Here is a 20536-nt window from a genome sequence, read left to right on the forward strand (position 1 = left end):
TTAAAATCAGTTTTTGTATACTTTTTCAGACATCTTCTTGATAATTTAGGATTATAGAGCAAAATTGAAAATCTATTAAAGTTTTTCTTTTGTCTTCATCATAATTACCTCCTCCTTAAAAAAATTATTTCAAAATCGTTAAGACCTGCTGTTTTCTCCCGCAGGTCTTTTTTTGTTTGGTTATGAGCAGATTTATTTCAACTTCTGAATTTTACAAGAAAATCTTTGGTGGCAAGGTTTACAAAATTGCCCTTGATGCAGGTTGCACTTGCCCGAATCGCGACGGTTCAAAAGGCTGGGGCGGATGTATTTTTTGCAGCGAGCGCGGTTCTGGCGATTTTATTCCTTCTGGCGAGAATTCAATCAAAAATCAGATTGAAAAGGCGAAACTTTTGGTTCACTCAAAATTGCGTGGGCGAGGGGGCAAGAATGATGGAAAGTACATCGTATATTTTCAGAATTTTACTTCGACTTATGGAAATTATTGGGAACTCATAAAAAAATATGATGAAGCTTTGGCACAGCCTGACATTGTTGGGCTTGCGATTGGAACGCGTCCGGATTGCCTCGGAGATGAAATTCTTGAATATCTTTCGGCTAAGAGCGAGCATTTTTTTGTTCAGCTTGAGCTTGGCTTACAAACTTCGAACGAGTTGACTGGAAAAATCATAAACCGTTGTTACACGAACGAAGATTACGTTTTGGCCGTGAACAGAATCAGAAATCATGCTCCAAAAATCCATCTTGTGACGCACGTGATTTTTGGTTTGCCAGGCGAAACGCACGATGACATGATGAGTACGATTCGCTTTGTGAGTGAAAAATCTCTTTTAGGTTCAAACATTTTTTGTCCGTCTGGAATCAAAATTACGGTTTTGTACGTGGTAAAAAATACTGTGCTTGCAAAAATGTACGAGAACGGTGAATTTGACTGCCTTGAAAAATCAGAATATTATGAGCTTTTAAAAACCGCCCTAAAAATTCTTCCCAGTGGCACCGTGATTCATAGATTGACTGGCGACCCGCCAAAATCAATTTTAATTGCTCCTGCTTGGACAACCGACAAAAAGCGTGTGATGAACGAAATCCGTAAAATAATGAGTCTGTAAAATCGTTTTTTAATATTCTTCTAAAATCTTAAAATTTCCTTGACTTTTTAACGGGGGGGGTAAAATAGTCTTAAATCTTATAAAAATACTGTCTTTACGGATTTAACGAGGAGGATTTTATGAAGAAATTTGCAAAGCCAATAGTTGTTATTCTTTGTCTGCTTTTTGTGGCAATTTACACTGGCTGCCAGACGGAAATGGCTCTGGAGAATTCTGAAAAGCCTATGGAATTGCCCAGTGATTTTTCAGTTCCTGATATGGAATTTATCGGGTTCAAAGGAAATGGTAATTTCGGCCAGTTGACGAATAAAGATATAGAGGGAATCTTAAAAACAAAGGCATTCAGCCGAATGGGAGGAGACCTTCAGAATGCGGGAATCGCAGTTGACCAACGTGAAGCGTATTTTGGAATTTATTCTCTGCAGGAAATCGAGACTTATAAAAATACAAAAAGGTATGTCACTTTTGTTGATATGAGCGATTTTTCATTGACTTACAAAGATAATTATATGTCTGGTTCAAGAGTTGCTGGTCAAGTTCTTACAGGATTGGTAATTACGGCTCCAATCGGTGTAATTTTATGGGCTCAGCCATACAAAACAGAGCTTCATCTTGAAGCAACTTGCAAAATTATAGTTTATGATGCACAGACAAAAACTGTAAAAGGAACTCGCAATGTTTACGTAAATAGGTCTGACACATATAAAGGTATTTGGTGGAAAACAAGCCAGGCTGGCAAAGAGAAAATCTATAACAATTATGGAACAGTCCTCGCAAACGAAATCTTGAAGGAATATTCTGGTATAAAGAAAACATTGGGATTATAATAGATACAATCTTACGAAGGCGGGGGCTTATCCCGCCTTTTTTGTTGATTTTTTTATTGAACCGTTCTGATTATAAAGATTTAGAAAAAATATAAAATGCCTAACAATCACTTTTTAACGGAGTTTGGGCGGTTTGAAAAATGAAAAAAACTTTTCTTCTATTATTAATTACTATATTTTGTTTTCCCTTGGTTGCTTTGGAGATATGGAGTCCTGAAGTTGCAGCCAACTTGAAACCTGAATCTATAAAAAAAGATGAAAAAATAATCCGTTCTGCAATCAAGTTTATTAAAAAGAATGATTTTTCGGATTCAAAAATCAGAGGATACCTTGAAAAAAACGGGTCGAAAATTCAACCTCAGAACCGGGGATTTGGTTTACAAAAGTATTCCGGCGTTTTTTCCGACGGTTATGTACGCTTTGCTTTTGATTATATTTCTTATGAGAATGAACCTTGTAAACTTACTTTTTACATAAAGGATGTTGATTGGAAGTTAGTAGAAAATCATCTTGATAAAAAAGTTGTAAAAGATTTTTTGCGTGTTTTTAGAAAAAAAGAAACCAATTATTCTTTTGAGCCGGTTTTTATTTACAGCGCAGAATTTGAGTTCCCCGATAATTATGCAAGGTTTTCTGAGCACAAAAGGGCACTTGTTGGAAGTCTGCATGAGCTTTCAATTCCAAAAGAATATCAGAAATATTACGATTTTCTATTTTCTGCAGAGACGGAATCTGCTTACGGATATTCCGGCGGGGTTGCCCCACAAAAAACTGACGGGCGTTGTGCGATGGAAAAGCTTTTAGAATTAAAAGATAAACGTGTGTTTATCAATATTTTAAAAGGCGATAATCCGTGCGGAAGAATTTATGCCGCAGAAGGTTTGTTACGTCTTGAAAACAGTACGGAAAATGTAAAAATCATAAATGATATTTTTGCGCCGCTAATTAGCGAGGGGATAACGTATAAAACTATTGACGGCTGTATTATTTTCGAACTGAAATATCCTTTTTATGAATATGATGCGAAGTTAGCTTTCCCGGAGATTAAACAATTTATTCCGCCTGTTTATAATGAAGACTGGAAAGAATTAGAATTCGAATTAGATTGGGATAAAATAGAATAAATCGTCTTTTAAGGAATTTAAAATGAAGATATCTAATAGAAAAACTCTGATTCTCACCCTGCTGGTTTTACTCGTGCCGCTTCAAGTTTTTGCCGGAAGTTTTTATACGGCAACTTTATATCCGAAAGAAAATACGGAAGATGTAAAATCGATTTTGCAGGGAAAAAACTTTTTTATCTGTTCAAAAGCCGGGGATTACAATCTTGTTACCGAAGAAAAAATGGATGAGCAGAATTCGGCTGTCATATTGGATTTTGTAAAAAAGATTTCCTTAAAAACTGAAAAACCTGTTGTTTCCTATATAATTCACGACAGTGACGTTCTTTGGTTTGTGATTTATAAAAACGGTAAGCAGATTTTTGTCCTGGACAACTCAGCCGAATACTTTTCCGGCGGAAATTTCGTTCTGAAAGGCAAAGACGAGGTTCATCCGTTATTTAAGATAAATAAAAAACAATGGAAAACCGAAATCTCAAAAGAAAAATTCAGAGAATGTGTTTTTGCCGATGAATATCTCATAAAAATTCTGGATATCCTTAATCTTCCAAATTGGGTCGAAGGCATTGGATATTCATATTTGTCAAACGATGAAAAGTTTGTTTTGCACTTAAAAGAACGTGGAATAATTATCGAAAGGTATTAAAATTAAAACATGAAAAGATTATTTATTTTTATTGCAAGTTTGGTTTTAGTTTCGGCTGTTTTAACTTCTTGTTCCGATTACAACGTGTTCAGGGATGTGGCTTTGGGAAGCGATATGGAAAGCGTGGAAAATGTCCTTAAGCAAAACAGCGTGAAGTATAAAACTTATCCTGCCGCTCCAATGCTGGATATTGACGTTGAAAATCCTGAAGAAATTGCGGATGCACTTATGAATGAAAGTGCAGGTTTTCTTGGCGACATGCTTTACAAGGAATCGATTTATTATGTGCAGAATATTTCAGGTATTCGTTTTGAGTCGCAAATATTCTTTTTTGACGAAAAATGCACAAACGTAAGCCTTAACTGGCATGTAAAAAGCAATCCTTCAGTGAGAAACGGTTATTTGGCTTCGGAAAAATTGCGGGCATATATCAGCCAGCAGTATCCGGACAAAAAATTTGAATCTGGGAAAGACAAATTCAACAAAGAAAAATATGTAATGCAAATTTCAGATACAGTTTCAATCACAATTACTGCTGATACCGACACTCTTTCCTGCGAAATGGAAGATTCAGTTTTACAAGCACCATGCAACGAGCTGAAAGAAAAAGTAAATGAAATCTGCCATTATTATTCAAAGTAAAAAATAAAATAAATGAGAAAAATCCAAAGGCATTCCGAAGTCGACCGCTCTCGTTGTTGAGGTCGAGTTGATTTGGAATCTTTGTTCAATTTATATGCGGATGATTTTAAATCAGTATGCATTTGAAACGATTTGATGTTCTGCATTTTGGGAAGAAATAGAGACCGCATTTGGTGCTGCTAGAGAAATTAGTATGAAAAAAATATTTTTACTCAATGCGAGTGGTATAAAGCTACGGACAGCTTTGACGAAGACAATTTTTCCGACAGGGAAAAAGTTTATTTGGCACTCATAAAGCAGGCAGGGCAGATTGCAAAGTAGCAATTCGGTCGAGCTTGACGCAGTTTAACTTTGTAGATATGAAAAATAGCAAAAAGAGTGTATTTGTATTATATTTATATTTGTAAACACTATTGGAGGTTCATTATGGCAACGGCCATAAGACTTTTTCTGCGGCAGGCAATAAATCAACAGAAAATACCTTTTGATATCGTGTCTCCAAAATATAATTTTTTCGGATGAAATGTTAGCTGCAATTGATGAAGCGCGTAGAATAAGCAAAGATTCATCAATAAAATCATAGTCAACTGCAAAAGAACTTTTTGAGGATTGCGAATAATAAAATGTATTTTAAAGAAAACTTCGTAATTCAAGGCAAGTTAATCTCTTGCTGTTAAAACTTATAGAGGTAAAAAAATGAAAAAAAGACTTTTTGGATTATTGGTAACTTTGATTGCATCACTTGCATATTCTCAATCAGATTTTTCAGTAAAAGATTTTGAAAATGCAATTGTGGAAGTTGTTGGTTTTAAGAAAACTAAGCTGAACAAGAACTTTATCTGGAAAAAAGGAAGAAGTTCCGCTTTAACCGAAAAAGGCACGCCTGCTGGAAAATACGAAATTAATAATCTTCACGACGGGGAGTCATCTACAGCGTGGGTTGAAGGAAAAACCGACGACGGAATTGGCGAGTGGGTTATTATTCCTGTTGAAAACTGGGAAGAAAATCTAAATTACGTGTATGAATACTCTTATAATAATATAAAGAAATTTAACGTTGTTCTTGATGTCTGGAACGGATATCAGGAAACTCTTGATTTATATAAAAAGAATAACAGAGTAAAAGATGCGGAAATAACAATTTATGCAGTTCCATATTGTACGAGCATGGAAGGAGAGAGCGAACTTGAAGGTGCGCCTGAAATCGTGCTTCAAAAAGACGTTCAGTTCTCAGATGAAATTGTTGAAAATCCAATATATATAAACTGGTCGTGCCATGAATTCAGCTTTGAATTACCAGAAGAATATAAAACCAAATATTATGAATATGAATTTTATGTGAGGTGCAAAATAAAATCCGTCTACAAAGGAACAAAATATAGCGACACATGCATTTCAGAATTAAAAGCAAAACTTGTTAAAGAATTATAAGGTTTTCAGAACTCAAATATTCGGCTGGCAGAATTATTGTAGTTGGTGTTATTTTTGTTAAAAAAACACAGAAAACGCCAAAGGAAAAAATTAAGCTTGCAAAACAGCGTTTGACACCGTGAAGGAGTTTTGATTTTAACTTGTAAAATCTTTTACAACTGATTGATTTGATAAACGAAAATTCTGATGAATGGGGAAGTAAAAAATGACGGTACGGAAAATTAAACGCGAATTTATGAAGCAGGCAAAAATTGGAAACGGCCGAGCATATTTTATTTTCAAAGAGAATCCAAAAATTGACTTTACGAAGCAGATTGTAGACCTTGCTGTTCACAATTACGGTTTTGACCCTCAAATTGAAGGCGACCGCGCCGATTATGCGCTTCAGTTTATCCGCGAGCTTGAAGAAAAACAACGTCAGAAAGTTTTTGCGGAAATAAAAAAGCAGCTTTTAGAAATTAAAATTGACTGGGATTGGGATGTTGATCAGCTTTTTAAGATTGCAGCTCTTCTCTCAAAAGAATACGACAGCGAATTTGGCGAAATACTCCGCAAACGGTTTGATACCTGTTCCCGCGACGAACTCTGGCAGTTCCCGAAAGATTCCATTCTTATGCTTGACGGCTTTGACGGAATGGTTCGCCTTGCCCACAGAATCGGGAAAATCCTTTTATCCGGTGATGAATGGTATGAGGACGACAGCAATATGTGTTGTGTTCCCGGCATGAAGCGTGACGAAGTTAAGGAACAGCTGACCGAGCTTTCAAAAAATGACAGCGACATAAAGGCATATCTTGATGCAGTAAACAAAGACGAGGCCAGAAAACCCTCGGAAACATGGGAAAGATATAAAACCCATGCTTTTGAAGTTGCAAAAGAAGCCATTGCCAATAAAAAGATGGTTCCGTGGAGAGCTTGCATGAATCTTTCGCATGAAGAAGTTTGCTATTTTGCAGATGAATTTAAAAAAGCACGGACGCAGAAAGAAAAACTGCTTTATCTTGATATTTTTAGCGTAAAGCACAGTCGCTACCCTTACAGCGAGCAGGATTTAATCGACGAATTTTCTCTGCGTAAAAATTCTTGGTTCAATGAAAGGCTTGTTGACTGCCTTGACTATTTTTCTTCTGACAAAATTCGTGCGATTGCGCAAAAAGCCCTTGATTCAGATCAATACAGTTATTTTTATTTGCAGCTGCTCATAAACAATTACCGCGAAGGCGATGCTGTAAAAATCGTCAGGAAAATAAAGCGCACAAAAGACGAAGTAAAATTTCACTATGCTGTAGGCACAGTCCAATGTATTTACGAAAAGAACATTACAAAAGAATGCCTTGAACCGCTTTTGCTTGCATACAAAACAAGGTGCGGTCATTGCCGTCATGGAATTGTTGAGATTATGGAAACTGCCGATGTTTTAAGCAAAGAAATCCGTGCGGAATTCCAGCACGATTCGGCGTATCTTTATGACAAACGGGTTAGTAAAGAGTAAATTGATTTTATAAAAAACGGAAGTAAAAAATGAAAAAACTGATTTTGATTTTTACAATGATTTTTGTGGGTGTTTCTGCGTTTGCCGGAGCTCACTATTCGTTTAATCTTGAATATCGTGAGGAGCAGAAGACAAATTATACGGTTTCACGATGTTGGGCAATAATTACGTGCAACGATGAAAACTGGGAATTAAGGCTTCCGCATACTGAATCTGACATACGTTTTTTTGGTGAGCCGAAGTTTGAGCAGACAGCCGAAGGTTTTTGCATTAAGTACAACTGGGGCGGCGGAAAGTGGGACACTGAAGATACTTTTTTCTTTACGTTCTATCCGTATGAAAACGATCCGGTTTTGTACAAGGTGCAAAGCAATTGGAAAGTATACGGAAGCATCGGGAACGACGATATCGGTGTTGTCTCCCAGGGGGATGATGAATTTTACATTGAGCCGGCCATAAAAATCAGCAGGCTTGGCGCGGAAAAAATGGAGCGGCTTTCCGGCGGTGGCTACAATTCTCTGCCAAAAGTCACCTGCCAAGATTCAGATTATGACAAACCGATTAAAGACAAAATCATGCACCTTGAAGTTCGCAAAGATGGCAAACTCATTCAGAATCTGGAATACGTTTACGGCGAAAATCCGCACGGGCTGTTCGGAATAGGAGAGCGTTTTGAGCCAAAATCTATCGGGATTTCAAAAAAGCACTTTGAACTTGTAGATTTGAACTTTGACGGCTATGACGACATTCTGATTTTTGCAGGCTGCACAGAAAATGAACATCAATATTATGACGCATATCTTTGGAACAAGCGCGATGAACGGTATGATTTTAATCCTTCGTGCTGGGAAGGTATTTGCCCGGCTGACGTAAAATGCAATGAAATCGACAGAGTTTTATACACGAGAGGCTTAACCGGCAATTTTTCGCATTACATTTACGAATACGATGAAGAAAATGAAAAATACATAAAAACAGGAAGCCTTTATTATAATTCAGTCTTGCATTTGTATTCCGAAAATGAAAAATATTCCGATGCCTTTACCGACTGGGACTTAAAAGACCCGGCTGTAATTCCGTTTGAAAAACTTCCGGAGCGGTGGAAGCGTGCACTGATTTTTGCAGGCTGCACAGGTGAAGACAAAGGAGAATAAAAAATGAAAAAACTGATTTTGATTTTCATGCTGATTCTTGTTTGCGGGGCATCGGCTTTTGCAAATGACATTTCCTTTTTTAGGACTGACGGAACCCTTCTTCCCGCTGTAAAAGAAGACGACTTCATGATTCTTTGGAATCAAGGAGATAAAAAATATAATTTAACAAATCAGTATTATTGGTATCCGTTAATTGAAAAGCCAATAAAAGAACCTATTATTTCTTATTGCACAACTGAATTAATCAACTCAAAATATAAAAAAATATTAGAGCAGAAAATACAAAAATTAAATATTTTGCTGTATGAAAAATTGGAATACGAAGTTGATGGCAGCAGATATTATGTAATGGAATCAAAAGAATTTGATTTAGACCGATACTCTGAAGATTATTTCTTTACAGGCGATTTGTCTGGTTTAATTTATTTTTCGCATGAAAATACAATCAGTTTTGCAGGTGAGACTTTTATAAATATGATAAATGACTTGAATATTCCTCTGCCCAGATTGGAAAATATATAAATTGCACTGAAATCCTTACTTGAATATGTTGACGTTTTCACATTCTAAAACTATGTTGATGCAAATGTAAAATTATATGTGCTTAAAATCCTATTTTGTGTTTTAAAGAATTATAAGTTTTTTAAGGGGATGACGGAAATTTGTTTGAGCGAATTAAAAATGATTTTAACGGAATTGTTTATGAAAAAAATATTTTTGCTGATTGCGGTTTTTGTTCTTGCACAGAATGTTTTTTCTCAGGGAAAAATCAGGAATTATTCTGAGACGACGGCATTCATCAAAAATCTTGATTCAAACTTCACGGTAAAAGAACTGGATACGGTTGAATATAAAAATACTTAAAAAAGGAAAATAAAAATGAAATCATTAAGAAAAAAAGCTTTGATTGCAAGTTTAATTGAATTTTTTGTCTTTTCATTTGTCAGTTTTTCATTGGTGCTGATGCTTTTTCATGCTGGAATTTTGGCATTCCCTGTAATTGCATTCATGTGGACTTTTTGGGGATTCAATGTCTTTACATTTTTTGTGGGAATCAGAATTAAATGGATTTATAAGATTTCTTTTGCAGTTTTAAATTTTCTAGTTATATCGCTTTCCATCGCTTTTTTAATAAATTCCTCAGAATCTGTCAGGAACAACACGTTTTATATCGCTGCATTGGTAATTTCCATTCTAACTGGAATTCTGTATTTGCTACTATCAGTATTTTTTGTAAAAAATTATTGGAAGCCAGCAAAAAACGAGGTCTTACGGCTTTTTGGAAAAATCCCGCCAGAGTCGCTGTTTGATGACTGCAAAACAAAGTACCCTGTATTGCTTGTTCACGGAACTGGATTTCGGGACAGAAAACTTTTTAATTATTGGGGGACGATTCCAGAAATTCTTGAGGAGCATGGCTCTGCTATATTTTACAGCGGGCATGACGCTTGGGCGAATATTGAAAATGCCGCAAATCAAATTGCAAGCAGCCTAAAAATCGTTCTTGAAAAGACCGGTTCTGAAAAAGTTAATGTAATAGCCCATTCCAAAGGCGGAATTGATGTTCGGTATGCAATTGCAAAACTTGGTCTTTCGGATAAGATTGCTTCTCTTACGATGATAAGTTCGCCGAATCATGGTTTAAAAACTATGGATTCTCTCTATTCAATTTTGGGAAACAGATTTTTTAAATTCTGCGCCTTTTTTGTAAATCTTTGGTTCAGAATTCTCGGAGACAAAAAGCCTGATTTTTTTGAAACGACACAGCAGTTCCGCGCATCTTTTATGGAGCGTTTCAATAAAGAAATTGTGGATTTTCCTTCTATTATATATCAATCTTTTGCCGGAAAAATGAAAAATCCGTTCAGCGACATTTTTATGTGGCTCTTGAATTTTGTGATCAGTTTTTCTGATGGAGCAAATGACGGGCTTGTTTCGGTGGAATCGGCACAATGGGGAAAATTCCGTGGTACAATTGAGGGGCGGGGATTTTTCGGTATTTCTCACCCGCATGAAGTTGACGGCTATCGCACAAATCCTGAAATAAAAGAAAGTGAAAATTTGCCTGCCGGCTCAAAAACGATTAGGGATTTTTATATCGGTCTTGTCCGTGAACTAAAAGACATGGGACTTTGATAAAGTTTGCGCAATCTTACTTTTTGCCGTGGAACAACTCTTAATAATTTGCTGGAGAAAAAAACTTTTTCATTCCACGGGCATCCGGCAAAAGCCTTGAGTTGAATTTTATTTCCTGCTAATATATGGTCAAGTAACAAGGGAGTAGCTTGCACGATGGATTTTCCATCTGCGACATTTTTTCGTCATCACGAAGAGCGCGGTAAGTGTGACTTACAGCTTTTCCGGAATATGTTCTAAGAAGCGAGACTTTTACTGCAACTTAATGGATTATCCATTTTTTATGTTTGCAGGAAAAGCCTCGCTTTTTTTGTAGACATACCGGAGGCATTATGCTTTTTTTGAATTTTGCGGTTTTACTCATCGCATTTGTTGCACTTGTAAAAGGCGCGGACTTTTTTGTTGACGGAAGTTCCGCTCTTGCAAAAATTTTTAAGATTCCGAGTGTCATTATCGGACTTACGGTTGTTGCGTTCGGTACGAGTTTGCCGGAACTAGCTGTTAGCACGGTCGCCGCTTTTGATGGCGCGAGTGAAATTGCTCTTTCCAATGTAGTCGGCTCTAACATTTTCAATCTGCTTGTAGTTCTGGGAGTTTGTGCCGCAATTCATCCAGTTCCTGTTGATGGAGCTATTCTTAAACGCGATTTTCCGCTTTCAATTATTTCTTCTATTTTAGTTTTCGTAATTTCTTCTTTTTCCTCTGTTTTTTGCAATGACTTTTTTAGATTAAAAATGAATGACAATGCAGGTTTTGTTCATAGAACGCTTGCAATCATTTTGCTTCTTGTTTTTGTGTTTTATATCGTGCATCTTGTGGTTGAAACTCGCAAAAATCCTACCAAAGATGAGAATGACAATTCCCTAATTCCGCTTTGGAAAACTTGTCTGTTCATTCTAGTCGGTCTCGCTCTGATTATCGCTGGCGGAAAAGGCGTTGTTTATTCATCTCAGGCTATTGCCCGTGCATTCGGAATGAGCGAAACTTTAATCGGGCTTACAATCGTTGCAATCGGAACTTCGCTTCCAGAATTGGTCACTTCTGTTGTGGCCGCACGGAAGGGCGAAACTTCACTTGCCGTGGGAAACGTAGTCGGCTCGAATATTTTTAATTTGCTTTTTATCCTTGGCGTTTCGGCTGCAATCAAACCGATTTCCGTAAACGTGGCTTCCGTTTATGATATGGCAATATTGGTTTTTGTGACGATTATTTCATGGATTTTCTCGCTCTCAAAAAAACAGATTGCCCGTCAGGAAGGAATCGTTATGCTTTTGTGCTATGTAGCGTCCACTGTTTTTGCAATTTTAAGATAGACTAATGATGTTTGCATTTCGCACCATTTTTTCCGTGATTGTTCTAATTAATCTATGTAAACTAAAAAACATAAAGGCACTAACAGCAAACCTTTTCCAACGTTGTGTGTCGCAGGTTCGACCCCTGCCAGTCCTTTGGACTGTAGCTCAGTTGGTAGAGCGCAATGAAAAATGTGCCTTGTTTTGGCTGAAAGATACAAACAGCAATTGAATGAGTAGCTAATTGGTTAAGCGTCAGTCCAATGGATTGAAGTCTACGGGTTCAAATCCCGTCTCGTTTGAATGTGCCCATAGCACATTGGTATCTTGCAAAACAACCATTTTGCCGTCAGTAAAATTTAAAGATTTAAACAGCAATCAATTGGTTTAAAATGGTTCGATTCCATAAAAGAATCTTGTTTGCTGGCGGCAATTTTTTTTGGAGGTAAACATGAATGCGTTGCAAGTAATTTCTAAACTTTTGAACCGCACCCAGACTGAGAACGGCGACCTTGCCTATAAATCTTCGGGTTCGGCTTGTCTTGATTTTTTCTCTTTGTGCGGTGGCATGAGAAAAAATCTTTCTGATTTGGAAAAACTTTTTGTAAAGGCTTACGCCGAAAATCCTGTACTCGCAATCAAGATTCTTTTTTACATGAGAAATATCCGCGGTGGACTTGGCGAGAGAAACAGTTTCCGGGTGCTTTTGAAGGAGCTGGCCCAATTTTATCCAGAGATGGCTAAGCAAGTGGTTTATGCAGTTCCTGAATATGGCCGCTGGGACGACCTTCTTGTTCTGTTTGAAACTCCTGTAAAGGACGAAGCAATCGCTTTGATTAAGAATCAGCTTGAAAAGGATAAAAAAGCAATTTGCGCTTCGACAAGCTCAGTGACTGACGATTCGAAAGATTATGCGAACGGAACGGTGGCTGTGAGCCTTCTTGGAAAATGGCTTCCTTCTATTAATACGTCGTCAAAAGAAAGCGTTTCCCGCGCAAAAATACTGATGTCGGCTCTTGGAATGAAGGCTGTTGAATACCGCAAGTTGTGTTCCGCACTTCGAAAGGAAATCAAAGTCATTGAAGACAACCTTCGCCGAAAAGATTACACCTTTGACTATTCAAAGCAACCGAGCCAAGCGATGCTCCGCTACAGAAAGGCTTTTCTTCGGAACGACGAGGAACGCTACAGGGATTTTTTGAGCAAAGTTGTTGAACAACGAGCAAAACTTGCCCGCGGTGAGGAAATTCCAGAAGAGGAGAGGGTAAAACTCAACACGAAAACTCTCTACCCATACCAGATTGTTGCGCCGTTTATGAACAGATGGAATGTAGCTCCGCTCACGGCAGAGCAGGAACTTCCGCTGGAAGCCAGTTGGAAGAGCCTTGAGCGCGGAATGTTTGATTCAAGGACAATCGTAGTTCGCGACGGATCTGGCTCAATGTACGGTCCGGGCGATTTTTCGCCAATCAACGTAGCAACATCGCTGGCTTTGCTTTTTGCTGAGCAACTAGGCGGCGCGTATAAAAACAGCTTTATCACTTTTAGCGCAAATCCAGAACTGATTCAGATTCCCGAAAATTGTGACACTCTAAAAAAGAAGCTGAACTTTATCAAAAAGTTCGATGACATTTCGAATACGGACATCGCAAAGGTTTACCAGCTCATTCTTGATGTGTCAAAATCGGCAAATGTTCCAAAAGAAGAAAGGATTGAGCGAATCCTGATTATTTCTGATATGGAATTTGATGCAGCGGTGACAATTTCTGGTAACGCTGCAAACGGACTAGTCAAGAGTTTAAGCGGAGCGTTTCTTGACCGTTCATATTGCTGTTCTTCTGTTGAATCTACTTTTGAGCACTATAAGAAGAAGTTTGAAGAAGCTGGCTATGAGCTTCCAGAAATCGTGTTCTGGAACGTTGCGGCCCGAAGCACGCATTTGCCGGTAACGCAGAACGAAAAAGGCGTAAAGCTTGTAAGCGGTGCGTCGGCAAATATCTTTGAGAACGTGATTTCAGGTGACTTAAAAGTGATGACTCCGTATGACTTTATGCTCCAGATGCTCGAACCGTATTCTGAGTTTGAAAAATTGAGATTGGCCTGCTAAACAAAAACTGTAAAATCAATGGGCGAATGTCGGGTTTTGATTTCTATGTGCTGGATCTGTTCGGAAGCGACAAACCGTTTTTATGCGATTTTTATTCTGGAATGTTAATTGTCCCGCAAGGCAAAATGGTAAAATATGTTCATGGCGACTATTTGTCGGAGTACGAAAAATATATTCTGATAAAAATCACCGATGGAAAAGTGATAAGCAAAGGCGAATATTCTTTGCAGGAATACAAAGACAAAAAGGACAAAGCCTTTGAACTTTTTTATAAATCAAACAAATATAACGATTGCTGGAACGGAATGAAAAGCAGTTTTGTAGAATCCATTTCGGAAGAATACAAAAAGCAATTCTAAAATCAGAAGACAGCTTTTATTTGTACGATTTCTTTGAATTCTAGTTTTTTGCCATAACAAAGGCTCATAAGAGGAATAAAAACATGTTCAACACAAAGAGAAAGATACTCGCTTTTTATGCAATCGCGTTTTTTTGGGGAAAATAAAAATGGTTTTGATATTGTTTAATTTCATCGTTTTTGTTTATTAACCTTTTTTCATTTTTTTCTTGAATTTGAATATGGCGCGCTTGCTATTTTTTTTTAATCTCTTTCTTCTTATTGTCTACGTTCTAATTTCGCTTTCCATAATTGCTTTTTTTATGCAAGAAAAGGCAAAAGCGAAAAATAGGTATTCAAATTGTTGCTTTCATTTTGGTCATTTTTTGCTCTGAGATAAATTTTAAAAATCAACATTCCAGAGAAAATAGCCCTTGTAATAAAAATGCCAATGATTAAGAAAGCTGTTTTTGAATATGAATCAACAGGAAAAATGAACGACCGTATAAGGCTTGATGATGAAAATTGTATTGCATACGAGTGGGACCCAGGATTCTTGGGCTCATGGTCTGCTGTAGTATATTCGCCTGCCAATAATCTTGATGCAGCCGTTTCCTCATACGAAGCGGGAAATTTGAATGAATTTCGGGCTTACAAAAGTTTGCTTGGCGGTTCTCTTATTAGAATCACAAAAATAGAAGATTCTTTTTATCTTTGTAATTTTAACTGACAAAAATTACCGGTGAGGGCGCTTTTGCACTGAGAAAAGCCCAATGGGAAAGGCGGAAATGTGGATATGAAAGTTCTGTCCGAAGCGGAGAGAGCTTTTCTCCGCTTCTACAAAAAACTTTACTGAGCGTCTTCTAGAAATGGAAAGTTTATCTCGCTGTTCGTTTCCTTGAGCTGCCGGTATTTCAGACGTTCAAAATCGATTCCTTCTTTTGGGGAATTTTCGTAATTGCCGGAAACAAGCTGCTTTTCGAGATTTCCACAGACATAGGCAAGAACGAAAAGCGGAGCGTATTCACTGGAAATGATTTCTTTTGGCAGGCAGCTTGAATCAATCGAGATTTTTACGGTTTCGTTTTTTGAAGCAAAGTCAATGATGTAAGAATATTTCTTTAAATTTTCCAGGGATAAATCTTTGTCTTTTTTAAAATCATTGATTTGTTTTAGAAGCTCTTTCTTTTCATTTTTGCTGATTCCAGAATTGTTCTCTGATTTTTTTAGTGATGAAAGTTCAAATTCAAATACAAAATCTTCTATTTTTCCGTCAACACCGTCGGTCTGCTCTTCATTCAGTCCAGCCCAGCCGATTTGTGCCGTTACGCTTACTTTTCCGCTTGACGGAAGTTCGGCTCCGTAAATTGCAGTCTGCATTATGATTCCTGATTTTTTATTCTTTACGATATTTTTTTTATACGGATTCTGTTCAATGAATTTGCTTGAGTCTACAAGCACGGTCTGCGGTTCAATTTTAAGTCCGAGATTTTCACTTGTGAAGGCCGCATAGCTTTTGCCGTCAATTTTAAAATCCCGCAGTTCCTGAATGTATAATTTTTTGTCATTCTTTTTTAGTTTTGTTATTTCAAAGATAAATCCCAGGCCTTCAAGTTCCTTGGATTCTCCGTTTTCTCCTTCCGCGACGGCGGATATTTTTTCGATGGAAACCGGTTCAACTTTTGTTTCCCTAGTTTTCTTTGCCTTTAGGCTTATTCCTGCTGCGCTTGCGTCAAATAATAAAATTGACATTAAAAAAATCGAGAGGCAAGATTTTAGTTTCATTTTTAAACTCCTTGAGCTTCAGTTTTAAAATCTGCGTTTATTTTATCAGATTTTTCTCTGAAAACTCAATTCTTGCCATGTTTACGGCATATTTATAGACTTTGCAGAAACTTTGCTGGTTATGGCGATTTTGCGCCGCTAAAAATAAAAAACGCCAGCACACCGTTCAGCACTGCTTGCACGGGAATCATTCGTTTTACTATAATTTTTGTTATTAAAGTTTGCGGTTTTGCAGGATAGGTAAAAAAATGGATTTGAAAAAAATAATTTCACTTGTTCTTTCATTAATAATTATGGGTATAGTAGTTTATAATACGCATGGCCGGATTAGCAAAAAGCGGTATAAAAAAATAGAAATAAATATGCTTGCGGGCTATATCAGTTATTGGGCTTTTTCTGTAATCGTGTCTTTTTCTTTTTCATTTCCGTTTATTTTTGGTAATCGGGTATCTTGGAAGTTTTGTTTTTGCTTATAAATATTTGCAGCTTCAAATGCTGCGTTTCCATGATTTGAATCATTCTGGGTGGTATTGTTTATTTGAACGCATTCCAATTCTGAATCTATATTTTTTATATGTAAAATTCACAAAAACGCGAATTTTGTTGATAAATGAATTTGATGAAAATATTGATTTTCTTAAATTCTTAAAAAAGAACCGTCTGTATCCTGAGAAAAGTTTTATAGCGCTGAATGGAATGGATTTTTTTGTTAACGGCGTAAAATTTGAATACAGAAAATACAATAATCAGATTCAATACGAAGTTTCTAAAATGAACCTTGAAGAAAATAAATTGGTGGAAGATTATTGTAAAAATAACTTGAAGCAAGTGGAAAATGCACCTAGTTATGCTGAAAATTATAAAATTTCATTTTTGGACGAAGGAAATCTTCTTGAAAAAATAAGAGACGATTTACATGCGATTGTCGCAAAAGATGGATTTGCCATAATTAATGGTGCTGAAATTTTCATACGAAAAAATTACGGACTGTATGATATCGTTTATGAAAAAAAGTTTGCTCCTAAAATAAAAGTCTTTTCTGATGTAGAAGATGATGGCTCTTATTGCTGTCAGACTTTAAGCAGAGAAGAATTGGTCTATTTTATAAAAAACTTTGTTTAGTGAAAGAAAAATGACAAAAAGAAAAATTTTAAAAACTATTTTAGTGTTTATTCTGGCTTTTTCAATATTTTTACTTTGTTTTGGCAGGGCAATACCTTCATTTATTCCAAATGGAAATAACTTTTTTTACGATACATATTACTTAAAAATGAACAAAAATCTATTTTACCGGCAAACAGTGAATAATTTTATGCTTTATGATTCAATGCAGGACAAAAGTTCAGAAAATCAGCGTAAAACGATTGTTGACAAAACTTGCAAAGCAGGAAACAGATATTACACTTATGATGAATTCCTGCAATTATGGAACGACGGAGGATACAAACTGTTCTTCAAAAATTGGGCAATAGTTTGCAGTTTGTAGAAAATCACATAAAAAAAGTTTCAGAATCCAAAAAAAATTGATTGACGAATAAAATGGAGAACATAAAATTGCTCAATAAACTATTCAAAAAAATCAACAAAACACAACTTTTATTTTTCATCGTTCTTGTGCTTGAAGCAATACGTAATGTGTTTGATTACATCAAGCTATTTTTGACGGAAAGACACATTGAAGAAGGCTCTGAAACTGTCAACATCTCAGTAAGCTATGGCTTTATTTTGATGTTGCTACATTTTGTGACAATTGCGGCTTTTATTGTGCTCTGTGCCAAGCTGCCGAAAATCAACGACAAGAAAAAACTCCAAGGCTTAAAAATTGCCGTAATTGTTTATCTTGCACTCACTTTTGCTCTTAGCTTCAACGACAGCATTGTGCTTCCGCCGTTTTTGACAGGCTGGTTTTTCTCTGCAGATTGGCAGTTTTGGGCAAAATACTTGTTTTATGGGGTTCGTCCCAAAACGACTTTTCTTTCGTATTTGCTGATTTATGCTTTGTATTGGACTGCTTGCGGCTTTTTGATTGCCGATATTCAAAATCGAATAAATGAGCAAAAAAGCGACGCTTAAGCCAAGCCTGCCCGAATTGCGCCGTCGTTCACAATCGCAATCGCTACGCTGATTTTGATTGTGGCTAAAGATGTTTGCTCCATTCCTGCGTTGGCGCTCTCTGTAATCGGGATTGCGAGCGGAGCAAAAATGCAAAACAAAAGCAAAAAGCTCAATCGAGGTGGATTTGTGATAAACATTGTTTGCCTTGCGATTTGCGCGATTGAATTGTTTTTAGCCTAGTAAGATTCCCGTGTCGGGCACGAGAAGTGTCGAAAAAATGGTAGGAAAATGAAATTTACGATTGAATCAAAACTGTTAAAAGATGAGATTTTGAAAATCATCGAACAAAACACGTCCGATTTTAGAACAAGCATCTTAAATCCAAATAATGGCGAATATTTTAACGGCAAAATTCTTGAAAACTCGTTCAAAATCAGACGCAACATTCATTACCGAAATACAGGCTTGCCAGAAGTTAACGGTTCGATTGAGAAAACAGAGAACGGCTCAAAAGTCCACATCAAAATAGCCCAACCACTTATTATCAGATTTATTAAATGGTTTTTGTTTATTGCAGTTGGCGGCATTTGCATTAATGAAGCCATCAAAGAGCATAGTTTGAGTTTACCATTTCCGTTTCTGGTTGTGGGCGTTTTGGTGTTTATCGTGCCAGAAAAAATTGAAGCAGCTTTGGCAAAATCCAAGCTCGAAGAACTCTTCGGTAAAACTGAGCGTTGATTTTAAGCTTCGTGATTCATATTGCCATGAAAAGGTTATCAATGTAGTCAATAATTACTTTGTTCTGCGGTAGCCGTAAATAATATACGTTCCGCTCTGCTCATCGTATGGAATATTATATTTTTTCAGGACGGAAAGAAAAGCCTCTGTTTCGTCAATCACTTTGTCTTTGATTAGCCGCCCCTGAACTTTTAGCAAACGAGGCCGAATCTTTATATATTCCACAGCATAAAAGGGAACGGCATAAATGTCTCCGCCCAGATAATTGTCCATGTACAAGCCCCAATCGCAGCTATTATATTCATCCTTGTCAAAATTATGCCAGTCTGTTTCCTGCTCATCCACAGATTTTATTACAAATGGCGGAAGAAACGGCAATTCGGATATACCCTTTTTTAATTCCGCCCATTTTGTATTGTTCATAACGGAACATAAACCTTCCTCTTGAATTATTTTTCTGATTTTTGCCTTGTATTTTTCAGTTTCAGCCATAAAATCTTGCATTCGTTCTTGCTCTGGTGCTGGCGTGCCCCGACACACGCTGTACTTGATTTTTATAACGATATTTTAGCACTTTCTGTAAGACTGCGCCAATGACGCGCTTTTGTAGCCGCCTGGGAAACTTTCAATTTTCTTTCTGAAGTGCAGAATTGAAATGCGTTTTCTTTGAAATCTGATATAATCGATTTTATGAAAAAATTTATTTTGACTTTTTGCTTAGTGCTTTTTGCGCTGGCAGAGACTTTTGCCGAAACGACGCGTTTTTATGAAAACGGAAAAGTGATTGACACAATGTATGTAAATTCTGATTCTGGTCTAAAGGTTCGGGATTATCCTTCTCTCAAGTCGAACAGACTTTGCGGTCTTTCTTATCGATTTCCTGTTAAGGTTGTGGCAATCGGAAAAGAAGAAACAATTGACGGAATAACAGCTCCGTGGGTAGAAATTTTGATTCCGCGTTATGAATGGAAAGGCGAGGAAGCGGAATACGGTTGGGTTTTCGGCGGATATTTGTCTAGCGAGCCGCCCGTATTTGAAGTGCCTCGCAATTCTGCGGAAGTAAAAGCGTATCTTGAAAATAATTATTGGCATTTTAATTGGGAGATGGGAGGAGACGCTTTTATTGAAGACGGACTTTTTGTTGATGGCAATTTGGTAATTTTGAATGAAGACAACTATGCAGTTAGTCATTATGACGAGGCGGTTGATTTTTTTACAATCAAAAATGCGAATGTGATTTCGTTCAGGCTGGAATATTCAAAAAAATATAGAAATATGACCGAAAAAATAACTTTGCTTCCAAAAGGCAACGTAAAATTTAATTTTGCTGACGGATATTTTTTTCCTGATGATTGGCGCAAATTTTGCAATAATGATTATTTGTGGGATTTTTTTGCAACTCTTACTTTTCCTAAAATGATGGGAAAATATCTGTTCAAAGACAAACGTTGTTACGCAATTTATGACGGCAAAAAAACTTTGATAAACTATTATGCCGAAAATAAATTTTCAGATTCTTCAATTTTGGAAACAGCGATTCAAGCCGGAATTTCTGCAAAGAACACGGCTTTTGAGAAAAACTATCACGACTATTGGAATCCGATTATGGCGGAGCACCAAAAAAACGCAGACAGCTTGCGCTAGTAGAAATTTTGGGGAGATAT

24 protein-coding genes and 1 tRNA gene are annotated in these 20536 nt (G+C 36.9%); 22 read left to right on the forward strand and 3 right to left on the reverse strand.

Annotation, left to right across the window (positions count from 1 at the left end; translation table 11 throughout):
* Window positions 1–182 precede the first annotated feature (182 nt).
* The 17 genes from mnmL (at window position 183) to JI65_RS02345 (ending at window position 15024) form a co-directional block, all read left to right on the forward strand.
* The gene (gene mnmL, locus JI65_RS02265) at window positions 183–1109 is read left to right on the forward strand and encodes a tRNA modification radical SAM protein MnmL/YtqA (RefSeq protein ID WP_191013754.1); all 927 of its coding nucleotides are present in this window, start codon (window positions 183–185) and stop codon (window positions 1107–1109) included.
* A gap of 119 nt (window positions 1110–1228) precedes the next feature.
* On the forward strand, window positions 1229–1936 hold the full coding sequence (locus JI65_RS02270) for a hypothetical protein (protein ID WP_191013755.1): 708 nt from the start codon (window positions 1229–1231) through the stop codon (window positions 1934–1936).
* A gap of 140 nt (window positions 1937–2076) precedes the next feature.
* Entirely contained in the window at window positions 2077–3060 is a 984-nt protein-coding gene (locus tag JI65_RS02275) for a hypothetical protein (protein ID WP_191013756.1), read from the forward strand.
* Window positions 3061–3082: 22 nt separating this feature from the next.
* Entirely contained in the window at window positions 3083–3703 is a 621-nt protein-coding gene (locus JI65_RS02280; protein ID WP_191013757.1) for a hypothetical protein, read from the forward strand.
* Between the two features lie 9 nt (window positions 3704–3712).
* Window positions 3713–4345: a hypothetical protein gene (locus JI65_RS02285; RefSeq protein ID WP_191013758.1), complete on the forward strand. Its 633-nt coding sequence runs from the start codon at window positions 3713–3715 to the stop codon at window positions 4343–4345.
* 696 nt (window positions 4346–5041) lie between these two features.
* A complete protein-coding gene (locus JI65_RS02290) occupies window positions 5042–5776 on the forward strand; it encodes an NADase-type glycan-binding domain-containing protein (RefSeq protein WP_191013759.1) in 735 nt (244 codons plus the stop codon).
* Window positions 5777–5811: 35 nt separating this feature from the next.
* On the forward strand, window positions 5812–5898 hold the full coding sequence (locus JI65_RS17730) for a type II toxin-antitoxin system RelE/ParE family toxin (protein WP_422822271.1): 87 nt from the start codon (window positions 5812–5814) through the stop codon (window positions 5896–5898).
* 83 nt (window positions 5899–5981) lie between these two features.
* Window positions 5982–7268 carry a hypothetical protein gene (locus JI65_RS02300; RefSeq protein WP_191013760.1) on the forward strand — a complete coding sequence of 429 codons (1287 nt, stop codon included), beginning with the start codon at window positions 5982–5984 and terminating at the stop codon, window positions 7266–7268.
* A 29-nt stretch (window positions 7269–7297) separates the two neighbouring features.
* A complete protein-coding gene (locus JI65_RS02305; RefSeq protein WP_191013761.1) occupies window positions 7298–8422 on the forward strand; it encodes an XAC2610-related protein in 1125 nt (374 codons plus the stop codon).
* Window positions 8423–8425: 3 nt separating this feature from the next.
* The gene (locus tag JI65_RS02310) at window positions 8426–8944 is read left to right on the forward strand and encodes a hypothetical protein (RefSeq protein WP_191013762.1); all 519 of its coding nucleotides are present in this window, start codon (window positions 8426–8428) and stop codon (window positions 8942–8944) included.
* A 180-nt stretch (window positions 8945–9124) separates the two neighbouring features.
* A complete protein-coding gene (locus JI65_RS02315) occupies window positions 9125–9286 on the forward strand; it encodes a hypothetical protein (protein WP_191013763.1) in 162 nt (53 codons plus the stop codon).
* A gap of 15 nt (window positions 9287–9301) precedes the next feature.
* Window positions 9302–10558 (forward strand): esterase/lipase family protein, encoded by a 1257-nt coding sequence (locus JI65_RS02320; RefSeq protein ID WP_191013764.1) that lies wholly within the window; start codon window positions 9302–9304, stop codon window positions 10556–10558.
* Window positions 10559–10890: 332 nt separating this feature from the next.
* Window positions 10891–11871, forward strand: a complete 981-nt coding sequence (locus JI65_RS02325) for a calcium/sodium antiporter (protein ID WP_191013765.1) — start codon at window positions 10891–10893, stop codon at window positions 11869–11871.
* Window positions 11872–12080: 209 nt separating this feature from the next.
* Window positions 12081–12152: transfer RNA gene (locus JI65_RS02330), tRNA-Ile, on the forward strand.
* 149 nt (window positions 12153–12301) lie between these two features.
* Window positions 12302–13957: a DUF2828 family protein gene (locus JI65_RS02335; protein WP_191013766.1), complete on the forward strand. Its 1656-nt coding sequence runs from the start codon at window positions 12302–12304 to the stop codon at window positions 13955–13957.
* A gap of 26 nt (window positions 13958–13983) precedes the next feature.
* Complete coding sequence (locus JI65_RS02340) at window positions 13984–14316, forward strand: hypothetical protein (RefSeq protein ID WP_242457137.1); 333 nt, start codon at window positions 13984–13986, stop codon at window positions 14314–14316.
* A gap of 423 nt (window positions 14317–14739) precedes the next feature.
* Complete coding sequence (locus tag JI65_RS02345) at window positions 14740–15024, forward strand: hypothetical protein (RefSeq protein WP_191013767.1); 285 nt, start codon at window positions 14740–14742, stop codon at window positions 15022–15024.
* Between the two features lie 119 nt (window positions 15025–15143).
* On the opposite strand, the gene JI65_RS02350 is transcribed toward JI65_RS02345, so the two are convergent.
* Window positions 15144–16079 carry a hypothetical protein gene (locus JI65_RS02350; RefSeq protein WP_191013768.1) on the reverse strand — a complete coding sequence of 312 codons (936 nt, stop codon included), beginning with the start codon at window positions 16077–16079 and terminating at the stop codon, window positions 15144–15146.
* 603 nt (window positions 16080–16682) lie between these two features.
* On the opposite strand from JI65_RS02350, the gene JI65_RS02355 reads away from it, so the two are divergent.
* From JI65_RS02355 to JI65_RS02365, 3 genes are all read left to right on the forward strand, one after another.
* A complete protein-coding gene (locus JI65_RS02355) occupies window positions 16683–17201 on the forward strand; it encodes a hypothetical protein (protein WP_191013769.1) in 519 nt (172 codons plus the stop codon).
* Window positions 17202–17391: 190 nt separating this feature from the next.
* Window positions 17392–17565, forward strand: a complete 174-nt coding sequence (locus JI65_RS02360) for a hypothetical protein (RefSeq protein WP_191013770.1) — start codon at window positions 17392–17394, stop codon at window positions 17563–17565.
* Between the two features lie 68 nt (window positions 17566–17633).
* Window positions 17634–18152 carry a hypothetical protein gene (locus JI65_RS02365; RefSeq protein WP_191013771.1) on the forward strand — a complete coding sequence of 173 codons (519 nt, stop codon included), beginning with the start codon at window positions 17634–17636 and terminating at the stop codon, window positions 18150–18152.
* On the opposite strand, the gene JI65_RS02370 is transcribed toward JI65_RS02365, so the two are convergent.
* A complete protein-coding gene (locus JI65_RS02370; protein WP_191013772.1) occupies window positions 18149–18331 on the reverse strand; it encodes a hypothetical protein in 183 nt (60 codons plus the stop codon). The two genes, JI65_RS02365 and JI65_RS02370, sit on opposite strands and share 4 nt — an antisense overlap.
* A gap of 91 nt (window positions 18332–18422) precedes the next feature.
* On the opposite strand from JI65_RS02370, the gene JI65_RS02375 reads away from it, so the two are divergent.
* Complete coding sequence (locus JI65_RS02375; RefSeq protein WP_191013773.1) at window positions 18423–18872, forward strand: hypothetical protein; 450 nt, start codon at window positions 18423–18425, stop codon at window positions 18870–18872.
* A 54-nt stretch (window positions 18873–18926) separates the two neighbouring features.
* Here the strand turns inward: JI65_RS02375 and JI65_RS02380 are convergent, their stop codons facing one another.
* Window positions 18927–19364 (reverse strand): DUF6678 family protein, encoded by a 438-nt coding sequence (locus JI65_RS02380; RefSeq protein WP_191013774.1) that lies wholly within the window; start codon window positions 19362–19364, stop codon window positions 18927–18929.
* Window positions 19365–19562: 198 nt separating this feature from the next.
* Here JI65_RS02380 and JI65_RS02385 point away from each other — a divergent pair, with 198 nt between their 5' ends.
* The gene (locus JI65_RS02385; RefSeq protein ID WP_191013775.1) at window positions 19563–20516 is read left to right on the forward strand and encodes an SH3 domain-containing protein; all 954 of its coding nucleotides are present in this window, start codon (window positions 19563–19565) and stop codon (window positions 20514–20516) included.
* The last annotated feature ends 20 nt before the right edge of the window (window positions 20517–20536 follow it).

The sequence above is a fragment of the Treponema zioleckii genome, from assembly GCF_014737315.1.
GTDB lineage: Bacteria > Spirochaetota > Spirochaetia > Treponematales > Treponemataceae > Treponema_D > Treponema_D zioleckii.

Bases quoted from the DNA above. Each gene is read 5' to 3' on its own strand.
- JI65_RS02315 (WP_191013763.1), top strand. From the start codon at position 9,125: ATGAAAAAAATATTTTTGCTGATTGCGGTTTTTGTTCTTGCACAGAAT.
- JI65_RS02370 (WP_191013772.1), bottom strand. From the start codon at position 18,331: ATGTTTATCACAAATCCACCTCGATTGAGCTTTTTGCTTTTGTTTTGC.
- JI65_RS02335 (WP_191013766.1), top strand. From the start codon at position 12,302: ATGAATGCGTTGCAAGTAATTTCTAAACTTTTGAACCGCACCCAGACT.
- JI65_RS02385 (WP_191013775.1), top strand. From the start codon at position 19,563: ATGAAAAAATTTATTTTGACTTTTTGCTTAGTGCTTTTTGCGCTGGCA.
- JI65_RS02360 (WP_191013770.1), top strand. From the start codon at position 17,392: ATGCTTTATGATTCAATGCAGGACAAAAGTTCAGAAAATCAGCGTAAA.
- JI65_RS02375 (WP_191013773.1), top strand. From the start codon at position 18,423: ATGAAATTTACGATTGAATCAAAACTGTTAAAAGATGAGATTTTGAAA.
- JI65_RS02345 (WP_191013767.1), top strand. From the start codon at position 14,740: ATGCCAATGATTAAGAAAGCTGTTTTTGAATATGAATCAACAGGAAAA.
- JI65_RS02280 (WP_191013757.1), top strand. From the start codon at position 3,083: ATGAAGATATCTAATAGAAAAACTCTGATTCTCACCCTGCTGGTTTTA.
- JI65_RS02275 (WP_191013756.1), top strand. From the start codon at position 2,077: ATGAAAAAAACTTTTCTTCTATTATTAATTACTATATTTTGTTTTCCC.
- mnmL (WP_191013754.1), top strand. From the start codon at position 183: ATGAGCAGATTTATTTCAACTTCTGAATTTTACAAGAAAATCTTTGGT.
- JI65_RS02380 (WP_191013774.1), bottom strand. From the start codon at position 19,364: ATGGCTGAAACTGAAAAATACAAGGCAAAAATCAGAAAAATAATTCAA.
- JI65_RS02290 (WP_191013759.1), top strand. From the start codon at position 5,042: ATGAAAAAAAGACTTTTTGGATTATTGGTAACTTTGATTGCATCACTT.
- JI65_RS02310 (WP_191013762.1), top strand. From the start codon at position 8,426: ATGAAAAAACTGATTTTGATTTTCATGCTGATTCTTGTTTGCGGGGCA.
- JI65_RS02270 (WP_191013755.1), top strand. From the start codon at position 1,229: ATGAAGAAATTTGCAAAGCCAATAGTTGTTATTCTTTGTCTGCTTTTT.
- JI65_RS02325 (WP_191013765.1), top strand. From the start codon at position 10,891: ATGCTTTTTTTGAATTTTGCGGTTTTACTCATCGCATTTGTTGCACTT.
- JI65_RS02320 (WP_191013764.1), top strand. From the start codon at position 9,302: ATGAAATCATTAAGAAAAAAAGCTTTGATTGCAAGTTTAATTGAATTT.
- JI65_RS02340 (WP_242457137.1), top strand. From the start codon at position 13,984: ATGTCGGGTTTTGATTTCTATGTGCTGGATCTGTTCGGAAGCGACAAA.
- JI65_RS02300 (WP_191013760.1), top strand. From the start codon at position 5,982: ATGACGGTACGGAAAATTAAACGCGAATTTATGAAGCAGGCAAAAATT.
- JI65_RS02350 (WP_191013768.1), bottom strand. From the start codon at position 16,079: ATGAAACTAAAATCTTGCCTCTCGATTTTTTTAATGTCAATTTTATTA.
- JI65_RS02285 (WP_191013758.1), top strand. From the start codon at position 3,713: ATGAAAAGATTATTTATTTTTATTGCAAGTTTGGTTTTAGTTTCGGCT.
- JI65_RS02305 (WP_191013761.1), top strand. From the start codon at position 7,298: ATGAAAAAACTGATTTTGATTTTTACAATGATTTTTGTGGGTGTTTCT.